The organism is Psychrobacter sp. Ps7, from assembly GCF_022129225.1.
GTDB classification, from domain to species: Bacteria; Pseudomonadota; Gammaproteobacteria; order Pseudomonadales; family Moraxellaceae; genus Psychrobacter; species Psychrobacter immobilis_A.
In genome coordinates this window covers 65,076-76,545 of record NZ_JADQAH010000012.1, presented here as the reverse complement: position 1 = coordinate 76,545, position 11,470 = coordinate 65,076, and the positions used below count along the sequence as shown (strand labels likewise).

The following is an 11,470-nucleotide window of genomic DNA, read 5'->3' as shown; positions in this document are numbered from 1 at the left end:
TATTCGCCGGTGTTGTTAATTTCGAGCTTGGTTTATGACTTTTGCAAGAGGTCTAATTATTAATAAGAAATAATTACTATTATTAATGACTGCCTTGCTCTCTCTAAGGTTCCTTTTTGTTTTTTTAATACTTATTAGTTTTTCACCATTATTACTGCTTACGACCATAGATTAGCAATATTTATCTTTAGAAAACGTTCATTTTGGTAATGATATCGGTAGGTTATGTAACCTTTGTAGCAAATCTTAACATCGAACCTTTTTTTCATCTCTTTATGGGAGTTATGTGTATAGATGGTTAGTTATTACTTAGCCGTCAACATTTCCATCATATAATCTGCTATAAACAGTAACTTACAAGTCATTTTTACTGGTCAAAAATACTTTAATATATCTGCCTGATTGCTATCAAAAAATCAGACCTCAAACTCTGACTGTTAAATGGCAACAAATTTTAAACGTCACACGACTCATCAAAACATCTATTAAGGATAATAAATATGGATACCAATACGGATACTGCAAACAATCCACGACAGAACAACGATGAAAATCGTCCTTACGCGGTCGTCTTATATGGTGCAACCAGCTTTGTTGGTCAAATCACAGCACACTATTTAACAGAGTTTTTATCTAATACTAAAGACAAAGATGGCGCCGATGTCACGTGGGCGATTGCTGGGCGTGATGAAGCAAAACTGAACGAATTGCAATCTAAACTTGGCAGCACTGTCGATATTATTCTTGCTAATAGTGACGATGCGGATAGCCTTGATGAGATGACCAAACAAACCCAAGTCATCATTTCAACCGTCGGTCCTTATCTTAAATACGGTGAGCCGCTGATCAAATCTTGTACCACTCATGGGACAGATTATGTCGACCTCACCGGTGAAGCCATATTCATCAAAGACATGATGGACAAGTATCAGGACGCGGCAAAGCAAAGCGGCGCTCGTATTGTCAACTCGTGTGGCTTTGATTCGATTCCATCAGATTTGGGCGTCTACTTTACCCAAATCCAAGCAGAAGAGAAATTTGGCAGCGCCTGCGATGTGATTCATATGCGGGTCAAAGCGGCGAAAGGCGGTCTATCGGGTGGTACCATTGCCTCGATGGCGACTATTTTTGAAGAAGTTGGAAAGGATAAGTCACGTCGTAAGCAAGTAGCAAATCCTTATCTACTCAACGATGATAAAGATGCGCCAAACGTGCGCCAAGCTAATGTCAGTAAGCCAGAATACGATAGTGAGCACAAACGCTGGCTTGCGCCTTTTGTCATGGCCAGTATCAATACCCGTATCGTGCATCGCACCAACCAATTGCTTGGCTATGAATATGGTCGTGACTTTAAATATGACGAAGCAATGTGGATGCAAGATGGTGTGAAAGGTCAATTATCAAGCTATGCAATGAGCGCAGGCTTGTTTGGATTTGCTACTGCTATGATGGTCAAACCGAGCCGTGAATTATTAGCTAAGCACGTGCTACCCAAGTCAGGTTCTGGTCCGTCTGCAGAAGAGCAAGCAAACGGCTACTTTGACATTCGCCTCTTTGGGGCAACGGCTAATAAAGACACAATCAATACGAAAGTAACGGGTGACAAAGATCCAGGTTATGGCAGTACTTCGCGTATGCTAGCGCAATCAGCATTATGTTTAGCACAAGATATCAGCAAAGAAGAAGTTGGTGGCGGTTTTTGGACGCCAGCCTCTGCCATGGGTAATCATCTGCTAGCGCGTTTAGAAGAGCATGCAGGTCTTAGTTTTGAAGTTGTCGATTCTTAAAAGCACCCATTTATAAAATCAAAACACGCTGATTTTTCATAGCGCACTAATGACCGTATCTTAGCAATGAGATCCGGTTTTTTATTGCCTATTTTTTCTCATTATTCAGATTGCAATTTTTTGAGCGATTGTTAATAAATAATAATAACGTGATTCTTTGGTAAACGATATTGGCACTTCTTGCCTTTTTAATACATTAAGCTACACATTTCTAGAGTAATGTCACAGCCATATTGCAGTGAATGACGTAGGATAAAAAAAGTTAGGCGATTTTTTACCCCATATTTTTTAATCCATATTGCATAGCAGCTTTGAGAGGAATAATTGGCTCATTAACATTTCATTTGGACTTTAAACGCGTCAGAGTAATTTTCTAATGCAATAAAAATCATATTAATAAAAATTAAGTTTTACTGATTTATCATAAACTTGGAATAAATCAATAGCCCCTCATCTAATTAAAAGGACATGACAATGAAAATGAATATATTGACCGCTGCTGTGATGACATCTGGTCTTGCTATGTTTGCAAGCTCTGCTAATGCTGCTATGACTACCGATAGCCACGGCAATGTTGGCTATGACAGTTATGAGGAGTGTGTCACCGCTGTCAAAGACGGTTCGGCCAAATTTTATACCCCTTATACTTATCAAAACCCAAAGCGCCAAGCAGGTGAAGCGACTGTCAAAAAAATGCGCTTGTCTGAAGTAATGATTCCTCAGACAGTGGTCAATGCAAACAACTTAACAGCCAGTGATTACTCAGCAGGTGCTTGTGATTTAGGGGTTGGGCAGTCAAATGGTCGCTATGGTGTTTCGGGTGCATTGGTTGGGAAATACGTCCCTATCGCCGCTGATATGCCTGTCAACGTCTATATGGATAAGGCTGGCAATCCAGTACGTTTAAGCATGCAGCAGTGCGATAACCACTTCGGTGCCAAGTTTCCAACGCCTATTATGAGCGAAACAAAAGAAGCTGAAGCACCAGAAGCACAACTCGCGATTATCGAAGATCGCCGTGTAGAGCCTGTCATCGTTGAAACCACACGTGTTATCCGCCCTACTAAATATAGTGTCAAAGAAGTCATCATCGTACCGAAAGATCAAATCAAGCGAGTAAACACAGCGTCAGGTACAGCCATTGCTATCGAAGACGAGGCTAACCGTACTGTAATCGTTGGTGAAGAAGCAGATGCGGATGTCATCGACAATACTGAAATCAATCAAACCTTCCCAGTCATTCGTGTTCCTAGTAGCAGCACTCAACAACGCGTCGTTGATCCAAATACTGGCAAGTATATTGTTATTGAATAAGACTCTAATGAAATATAAACGAACAAGATTCGTTGAGACATCATTGTTATAAGAATTAGAGATAGGAAAGTAGCAAATAATACTATTTTCCTATCTGACAATAACCATACAGTAGTTGCACAAAGTCACCTGCTAACATCCGTCTGTTAGAATTTTAATCTATGGACTACTGAACTAACGCTTGTTTAGTTGGTATTCTCCCCTTTAGATTTTTATCACTGATTTAGGTCAGCTTATAAAGCTCTTTATCCAAATCCATCATGATAGTCTCTTAATGGTTATCATGATTTTATTTTGTCTATCAATTAAATGTTAGATATATTAAATATATAGATTTGAATTACTAAATGAATGTGTGATATGCAACTGCTGTATACAGCAGTTAGCAACATAAGCGTCAAGTTTGAAATTTTTTAAACTGACATTATAAGATTGTAAATTAAGGAATTGATTAATGAAAAAAAATACTCTATCTTTATCGCTACTGATCGGCGCTGCGCTCACTATCCCAAGTTTGGCTATGGCAGCACCTGCTGATACTGCGGCAGTAGATGTGCAAGCAGCGGCTACCGCCACCACACTTGAGATGGAAGGTGACAATACAAATAATGCTTCAGTAGACAATCAGTCTAGCCCATTTCAGATTAGTGAGACACAAATTATCTCAAGAGCAAGCGTTAACAACAGTGCTAATCAACAGCCGATGACTACTGAGCTTCAAGCTGAGCAAGAAGCAATGGATGCCGAGCAAGAGCTGATTCAAGATTCTGAAGAAGCGATGCAAGAAGAAGACTCGTTAGATACACAAGAAAAATTACAAGAAGCTGAAGAAGCCACAGAAGAATTATAGAATACGAAATAAAGTACGATATGAACCCCGCTGTTAACTGAAATCACGCAGAAGAGGTTATTCAGCGAGTTAAGTTTTGAGTAGTTATTAGTGTTCATTAACAATTTCTATTTTTAGATACATTCCATAAAAAAGGCAGCCTAATGGCTGCCTTTTTTATCACTATTAACATTAACTATTTTTTGGTTTTAGTCACGCCAGCTTCCTGTAACAGCGCCCCAAACGTACCCATTTTGCTAGGTGCTTCTGCTTTATCAGCCCTTGGCGCTTTGCTACGATCGTTATTAGCATTGTCTTTATCCTGACGATTACCGCGAGATTTCGACGGGCGCTTATCAGTCGCTGGACGGCTACTGTTTGGGCGTTTGCTATTTGCATGATCGCTACGTGGACGACTGACTTTCTCATCATTACCAGTACTTTCAGCCGATTTCGCTGCTGGGCGCGCAGGCTTTTCAGATTCTGGCTTCATACTAAAGCCAATACGACCACGTTTTTCATCGATAGAGATGACACGTACCGAAACAATATCGCCAGGCTTGACGCGGTTCATCGGGTCAGCGACAAAGTCATTGGCCATTTGTGAGATATGTACCAAACCATCCTGATGAACGCCAACATCAACGAAGCAACCAAAGGCTGTCACATTGGTCACCACGCCTTCAAGCTGCATGCCCTCGCTCAAGTCTTTAATACTGTTAACGTCTTCACGGAAGTTAGCAGTCTTAAATTCAGGACGTGGGTCGCGTGCTGGTTTGGCTAGCTCCTCGATGATAGCAGTTACACTAATATTGTCATCATTAGCAGCCAGTGCAGTGGTATCTATCGTATTTAATATGCCGTCATTACCGATGACTTCTGGCAATGCTTTACCAGTTTGTGCCAATAAGCTATCGACCAGCGCATAGCTTTCTGGATGCACACCAGTGGCATCAAGGGGATTACTACCACCATGGATACGCAAGAAGCCTGCTGCTTGTTCAAAGGTCTTAGCGCCTAAGCGTGGAACGTTTTTCAATGATTCACGACTTTCAAAAGCACCATGCTCTTTACGATAGGTCACGATTTGCTGCGCGACGTTTTTATTCAAACCAGCGATATGCGCCAAGATAGCTGGGCTTGCAGTATTCACATCAACGCCAACCGCATTTACGCTATCTTGCGTGACTTTATCAAGACTATCTGCCAATTGCGTTTGGTTGACATCATGCTGATATTGACCAACGCCAATCGCTTTTGGATCAACCTTGACCAATTCTGACAATGGATCTTGTAAGCGACGGGCGATAGAAACCGCACCGCGTACCGAAACGTCTAAGTTACCAAGCTCGTCAGTGGCAAGCTCACTGGCTGAATAAACAGACGCACCTGACTCATTGACGATAACTGATTTGGCTTGTAATTCAGAGTTGGCAGCCAAAATTTCTTTAATCATCGCATCTGTTTCGCGGCTCGCCGTACCATTACCGATAGCCACCAAATCAACGTGGTAAGTACTCAATAATTCATCGATGACTTTTTTGGCTTCATCCATCTTATTATCAGGGGCAAATGGATAAACGGTTGCGACGACAGGCTTGTCTTCGCTGTCTAACATGACGTGACCTTGAGCATCGACGATGGCCATTTTTACGCCATGACGAATGCCAGGATCAACGCCTAAAATTACTTTGCGACCGGCAGGCGCTGACATTAATAAGTGCTGCAAATTATTGGCAAATACGTCAATCGCATCCGCTTCAGCAGTCAGACGTTTTTCCGTCAATAAACGGTGTTCAATATGCGGACGCCATTTGTCTTTCCACAAACTCGTCGCCGCTTCTGTCAAAAATGCTTGACGCTCGGCTGGCGCTTTAGTATCAACATCAAAATGCTTAATAATTTTTTCGATAAATGGCGCGTCTTCACCTTCGATTTTTAGACCCAAGACGTTTTCTTGACGACCACGTAGCATCGCTAATAAACGATGATTCGGCAGACGCGCAAGGCTTTCACTATGCTCGAAGTAATCTTTGAATTTCTCGCCGACTTCGCGTTTTTCTTCACTAGCAACGGCAGATACGATACTGGCCGTCTTGGCAAAGCCACTGCGCAAGTTGTCTAGCAAAGCCAAAGCCTGCGTCCATTCATCAACGATGATGGCCTGTATACCAGCAAGTTGCTTGGTGATATCGCTAAAATCAACTTCGATCTCATTACCACTATCATCGGTAATGCTCGATTGAACTTGATAGTCTGCTAATGCGTCAGTTGGCGTGACGGCTTGCGTCAAGACGGCTTGCGCTGCCACATCAAGACCAGCAGCACGTGCCTTGGCGGCAGGAGAGCGGCGACGCGGGCGGTATGGCAAGTAGATGTCTTCAAGCTCAAGTTTCGACGTCGCATTATCGATACGCGTCTGTAGCTCGTCAGTCAAATTGCCCTGAGTGCTGAGCAGCTCAGTAATCTTGAGGCGACGGGTAGCCATATCGCGCTCATAATTGAGTGACTTCTCTAAAGCGCGCAATTGCGCATCGTCAAGATTCTGCGTCTTTTCTTTACGGTAACGGGCAATAAATGGAACGGTCGCGCCTTCATCGTAAAGTTTGACAAACGCATTGACTTGAGCAGTCTTAATGCCAAGCGCGCGAGCAAGCTTGTCGTGAATATTCGCGTGTGTGGTTGCATCCAAAACCTGTGCATTTGTCGAGGTTTGAGATGGCGTTAAGGTATCAGTGCTACTCATAGACGTATCAATCGTTGAGAAATGTAGTTTTGCATTATAGCAAAAGCTGCATGAATAAAAATCCTTTTTATCTTTTCGTTATTTATCGCTAGTTTTATGACGAAAATCGTCTCATATCATAGGTTCTGTCGCTTTGTTAAACAAACGCATACAGCATTTGTCCTGATGGGTGATGCAATTAGTGGTGCAATCTTATACACTAAAGTATCGAAGGCGCAAATATTGGTACGCGCTGACGCATTGAACAATAGTATTCAAATTTATGATGGATTGAGACGGACCTTTACTTTTGACCACTCATTGAATAAAGACAGTTTTTTTGCTCAGGTTTTTTTGTATAGTCGATTCAAGATAATTTAGCGATGAGGACAGCACGTTAAAATACTATAAATAGTAGACTCAACGAACCTGACACCGTATTTTCTTTATATCATTTTGACTATATAACCTTTAGCCTTGACTGTTAACGATAATTTCTACTAATAATAATTTTTATAAGAGGATGCCTGTATGTCTGAAAATAACAGCCCTGATACCTTAACTCAGCGAATTTTAGTCGTTGATGACGATGCACGCTTGCGCTCTTTATTACAGCGCTTTCTAGAAGACGACGGTTTTGTCGTTCGTACCGCTCATGATGGTAGTCAAATGGATAAGCTGTTGCAGCGTGAGCTTTTCTCGTTGGTGGTACTCGATTTGATGCTACCAGGCGAAGACGGCATCAGTATCTGTAAACGTCTACGCGAAGATAATGGTGACATTCCTATCATTATGCTAACAGCCAAAGGTGGTGATGCCGATCGTATCGCTGGTCTAGAAGCGGGTGCAGATGATTATCTGCCAAAACCCTTTAACCCCAAAGAGCTATTGGCTCGTATTAAAGCGGTATTACGTCGTCAAAATCGCGAGCTGCCTGGCGCACCAAGCCATCAGCTTGAAGTGGTTGAGTTTGGACCGTGGACGCTTGATTTATCGACACGTACGCTTAAACGTGACGGCAATGTTGTCACTTTAACGACAGGTGAATTTTCGGTGCTAAAAGCACTGGTACAGCATCCACGTGAGCCATTAACCCGTGACAAACTAATGAACCTTGCGCGTGGTCGTGAATGGGGTGCGATGGAGCGTTCTATCGACGTACAGGTATCACGTTTGCGTCGTTTGATTGAAGACAACCCTTCACAAGCGCGTTACATCCAAACCGTTTGGGGTGTAGGCTACGTATTCGTTCCTGACGAAGCTGAAGTAGAAACCGTTAAAAGTGAGTAACTTTTGACTATGTGTGTCCTCATTTCGAAAATTCCGATTATCGATTGAATTGAGGACACACGCTAATATCATTTCCATTTAATATAGGCCGTGTTTGATTACTCACAAATACGGCCTATATGATGAGTGTCTCTGTGAAAAAACCTATTATTTTTCAAAACATACCCTGCACCTTGGTGACAGGGTTTTTGGGTGCTGGCAAGACCACAGTGATTAATCAGCTGCTTGCTATCAAACCTGCCGATGAGCGCTGGGCATTACTAATCAATGAGTTTGGTCGTATCGGTATTGATGGTGCGCTGCTGGCAAGCGCGCAAGATAGTAAGCCTGAGCAAGATAATATTGCGATACGCGAAGTCAGTGGTGGCTGTATTTGTTGTACCAGTCAGCTGCCATTACAAATTGCCATCAGTCGGCTACTTAGTGAGCATCATCCACAGCGGTTGCTCATCGAACCTACAGGGCTTGCTCATCCACGTGAGCTTATCATGCAGCTCAGTGCACCGCATTGGCAAACAGCGCTCAATATGCAGGCAGTAATAACGGTACTGAGTGGCGTGCAATGGCAACAAGATAAATATCGTCATCATGACGGTTTTCAAGCGCATGTCCGTGATGCCGATGTGTTAGTCATTAATCGTTATGCTCAATTGAGCGATAGCGAAAAGCAAGCACTGCAACAATGGATAGCCAAGCTCAATGCACAGGTAAAAATTATTTGGGCAGCATCTGAGCAGATATCTCATGATACAAACGACTCATCCAATATTCTTTTATCAGAATCAAGCGTGTCAGAGTTGAAAACTCAGCTAACCAAGCCCAGTCAGGTTATCTCGAAACAACGTACAGTCAATATTGTTCACCCTCAAAAATCGACTACTAGCTTGCAACCGCAGAGTAATGCCCTATCGATATCGACCACCTTGTCATCCGACGCTTTTACAAACAAAGATGATTCGCAGACCAGCACAGATATTGAGCTACCTTATCGTTATCATGAAAAACAGCAAGAGTTACAGTTGGCGGGTTGGAGACTGCCAGCGCACTACATATTAAAAGCGGATGAGTTACAGAGTTGGTTATTAACACTACCGAACTGGCAACGTATCAAAGGTGTGGTTCATACGTCTGATGGCTGGCTACAAATCAATTTTACCCCTGACAGCTTAACCACTAGTACGGTCAGCGCACAAGTTGATAGTCGGCTAGAGATTATATTACAGTTGGATGCAAATACTAATAACGACAACGATACAGCGGTAGAAAGCGACCGCTCAGAAGAAAAAGATAGGACAGCATTTTTATCTTCTATAGAGACGCTACCTTCTATCGATTGGGATACCTGCGACCGTGAACTAATGGCACTGGTTATATAGTAATAGACAAAAAAAGGGCGGACATTGCTGTTCGATATAGCAATGTCTGCCCTTTTTCTTTTTTAACGTAATTGACTGTCTTTGCTACCGCGCCGGTTGAACAACTCAGCGGCTCTCGCCTCTTGTTCAAGTTCTGTCTGACAGCTGACGCAATGCTGAATACCAGGCACTGCTAACCGCCGTGCTTCTGGAATAGGCTTGCCGCATTCATCACACATCTCGGCACTGATGCCAGTTGGCAACGCACGTCTTGCCCGCTCTAATGCATCATTTACCGTTGCATCCATTTGCTCATGCTCAGCACCATCTCTTGACCAACCACCTGCCATAATTCTATCCTATTTACGATAATCAGATATTACAAATCGCTTTAATAACAAATAGATGGGGTTGTTTATAATTAATTGCAACCTACTAGAGCATGCCTCAATCTGAAAGTATGCGAATAAATGCGCTAAGTAATGACATTTCCTAGCAAAAAATCACATGACTAATCTTTTGGCTGTAGCTCGACCACTTGCCCGCGTACCCCGATACTGGCATCACTCATCAGACAAACATAGCCTGCCATGATATCTTCAGGCGTTTTTAAGCTCATAGGACTCTCTCCTGGATAAGCATGGGCGCGCATATTGGTACGAGTGCCACCAGGATTGACACAGTTAAAACGTAAATTAGTCGTATTCTGCGTCTCTTGGGTAAAGATATCACTCATACCTTCTACGGCTTGCTTGGACAGCGCATAAGCACCCCAGAACGCGCGAGGATGTGTACCGACCGTGCTAGAGGTGAAAACAATAGAACCATTCTCAGCATCTTTAAGTAGTGGTAGCAGTGCTTGGGTGAGCATAAACGTCGAGGTAAAGTTCACCTTCATAACTTGTGCAAAAGTATCGACGTCATACATCTCAAGTGGGGTTAGCTGCCCAAGCATGCCCGCATTGTGCAAGATACCATCGAGCTGACCGACTTCTTTATTAATCAACCCCTCTAACTGCTGCATCTCAGCATAAGTTGCTCCTTCTAGATTCATCGGTAGCATGGCAGGCTGTTTGCCGCCAAGACTTTCAATCTCATCATAAACATATTCAAGCTTGCTGCTGGTACGTCCCAATAACAGGACTGTCGCTCCATAACGAGCATAAGTCAGCGCGGCAACGCGGCCGATACCGTCACCTGCCCCCGTGACCAAAATAGTCTTACCGTCTAAACAATTGTCAGATGGTACAAAGTTGCGAATATCATTATGAGTTAACGGTTGAGTTAGACTTTGAACGGTTTTCTGGTGGTCTTGCTGACTAGCTGACTGGTTAATATTGTCACTCATGGCATTGCTCACTGCTTATCGTTTAATAGTTGGGATGCTAAATATTTATCATGTTTCTTTAAAAACATAGAGTGTGGCGGACTCGATTTATAATTTTATTTATAAATAGTCAAATTTACCAGAAGAGAGCAACAGTTTATTTAATTGCTCAGGCGTATCAGTAATATAATCTGCACCCCATTTCTTTAGGTTTTTTTGATCTTCAGGCGGAATATAACCATAAGCAGCTAGAATCGTCGGCATGCCAGCCGCATTACCAGCTTCGATATCACGGATATGGTCGCCAACATAAATCACGCTTTCAGCGGCGCCGCGAGGGATACCAAGCTTCTCTAACGCCGCATACATAGGCTCTGGGTCAGGTTTTGAGCGAGACACATCATCAGGACAAACCAAAGCAGAACAGCGCCCGTCTAACTGCATCTTTTCTAGTAACTTCTCTGCCAAATAACGCGGCTTGTTGGTCACAATACCCCATGGCACCCCTTTTTCTTCAAGAGCAGTCAACACGTCTTCTAATTCAGCGAACACACAACTATCGACGCATATCTCAGCTTCATAATCATCTAAAAACTGTTGGCGAAACTCCTGCAAAGCTTCTTCGCTAACCTCAATTTGATCGTTATGACGTAGCATCAACTGTACCATCGCTGAGGCACCAGCAGAAACTTGCTCGCGGATTTCTGTTTCAGGCGGTGCTTGCCAATCATTTTGGCGGCTCATTTTACCGATAATACGGACAAAATCAGCAGCCGTATCGATTAATGTCCCATCGAGATCAAATAAAACCGCTTTTACAAATTGGCTCATAGTGAATGCTCT

At 42.9% G+C, this 11,470-nt stretch carries 9 protein-coding genes; 5 read left to right on the top strand and 4 right to left on the bottom strand.

Annotated features, from left to right (window positions below):
- Window positions 1-500: 500 nt before the first annotated feature.
- From I3257_RS06345 to I3257_RS06335, 3 genes are all read left to right on the top strand, one after another.
- Window positions 501-1,787: a saccharopine dehydrogenase NADP-binding domain-containing protein gene (locus I3257_RS06345; RefSeq protein WP_238049152.1), complete on the top strand. Its 1,287-nt coding sequence runs from the start codon at window positions 501-503 to the stop codon at window positions 1,785-1,787.
- Between the two features lie 474 nt (window positions 1,788-2,261).
- On the top strand, window positions 2,262-3,101 hold the full coding sequence (locus tag I3257_RS06340; RefSeq protein ID WP_238034390.1) for a hypothetical protein: 840 nt from the start codon (window positions 2,262-2,264) through the stop codon (window positions 3,099-3,101).
- A 454-nt stretch (window positions 3,102-3,555) separates the two neighbouring features.
- On the top strand, window positions 3,556-3,951 hold the full coding sequence (locus I3257_RS06335) for a hypothetical protein (RefSeq protein ID WP_238034389.1): 396 nt from the start codon (window positions 3,556-3,558) through the stop codon (window positions 3,949-3,951).
- 175 nt (window positions 3,952-4,126) lie between these two features.
- On the opposite strand, the gene I3257_RS06330 is transcribed toward I3257_RS06335, so the two are convergent.
- Window positions 4,127-6,676: a Tex family protein gene (locus tag I3257_RS06330; RefSeq protein WP_238049151.1), complete on the bottom strand. Its 2,550-nt coding sequence runs from the start codon at window positions 6,674-6,676 to the stop codon at window positions 4,127-4,129.
- Window positions 6,677-7,186: 510 nt separating this feature from the next.
- Between I3257_RS06330 and ompR the strand changes: the two genes are divergently transcribed.
- Together ompR and I3257_RS06320 are read left to right on the top strand one after the other, a co-directional pair.
- Window positions 7,187-7,945 (top strand): two-component system response regulator OmpR, encoded by a 759-nt coding sequence (ompR, locus tag I3257_RS06325; RefSeq protein ID WP_055123637.1) that lies wholly within the window; start codon window positions 7,187-7,189, stop codon window positions 7,943-7,945.
- Window positions 7,946-8,067: 122 nt separating this feature from the next.
- Window positions 8,068-9,321, top strand: coding sequence for a GTP-binding protein (locus I3257_RS06320; RefSeq protein WP_193216954.1), 1,254 nt, complete (start codon window positions 8,068-8,070; stop codon window positions 9,319-9,321).
- A 62-nt stretch (window positions 9,322-9,383) separates the two neighbouring features.
- Here I3257_RS06320 and I3257_RS06315 read toward each other — a convergent pair whose 3' ends face one another.
- The 3 genes from I3257_RS06315 to I3257_RS06305 all read right to left on the bottom strand — a co-directional run bounded on the left by I3257_RS06315 (window position 9,384) and on the right by I3257_RS06305 (window position 11,458).
- A complete protein-coding gene (locus tag I3257_RS06315; protein ID WP_045443167.1) occupies window positions 9,384-9,650 on the bottom strand; it encodes a DksA/TraR family C4-type zinc finger protein in 267 nt (88 codons plus the stop codon).
- Between the two features lie 161 nt (window positions 9,651-9,811).
- On the bottom strand, window positions 9,812-10,648 hold the full coding sequence (locus I3257_RS06310) for a YciK family oxidoreductase (protein ID WP_055123640.1): 837 nt from the start codon (window positions 10,646-10,648) through the stop codon (window positions 9,812-9,814).
- 99 nt (window positions 10,649-10,747) lie between these two features.
- Window positions 10,748-11,458, bottom strand: coding sequence for an HAD-IA family hydrolase (locus tag I3257_RS06305; protein WP_201539437.1), 711 nt, complete (start codon window positions 11,456-11,458; stop codon window positions 10,748-10,750).
- Between the last annotated feature and the right edge of the window lie 12 nt (window positions 11,459-11,470).

Coding starts and splice junctions, on each gene's coding strand:
- I3257_RS06330 (WP_238049151.1), bottom strand. CDS start 6,676: ATGAGTAGCACTGATACCTTAACGCCATCTCAAACCTCGACAAATGCA.
- ompR (WP_055123637.1), top strand. CDS start 7,187: ATGTCTGAAAATAACAGCCCTGATACCTTAACTCAGCGAATTTTAGTC.
- I3257_RS06335 (WP_238034389.1), top strand. CDS start 3,556: ATGAAAAAAAATACTCTATCTTTATCGCTACTGATCGGCGCTGCGCTC.
- I3257_RS06340 (WP_238034390.1), top strand. CDS start 2,262: ATGAAAATGAATATATTGACCGCTGCTGTGATGACATCTGGTCTTGCT.
- I3257_RS06305 (WP_201539437.1), bottom strand. CDS start 11,458: ATGAGCCAATTTGTAAAAGCGGTTTTATTTGATCTCGATGGGACATTA.
- I3257_RS06320 (WP_193216954.1), top strand. CDS start 8,068: ATGAGTGTCTCTGTGAAAAAACCTATTATTTTTCAAAACATACCCTGC.
- I3257_RS06310 (WP_055123640.1), bottom strand. CDS start 10,648: ATGAGTGACAATATTAACCAGTCAGCTAGTCAGCAAGACCACCAGAAA.
- I3257_RS06345 (WP_238049152.1), top strand. CDS start 501: ATGGATACCAATACGGATACTGCAAACAATCCACGACAGAACAACGAT.
- I3257_RS06315 (WP_045443167.1), bottom strand. CDS start 9,650: ATGGCAGGTGGTTGGTCAAGAGATGGTGCTGAGCATGAGCAAATGGAT.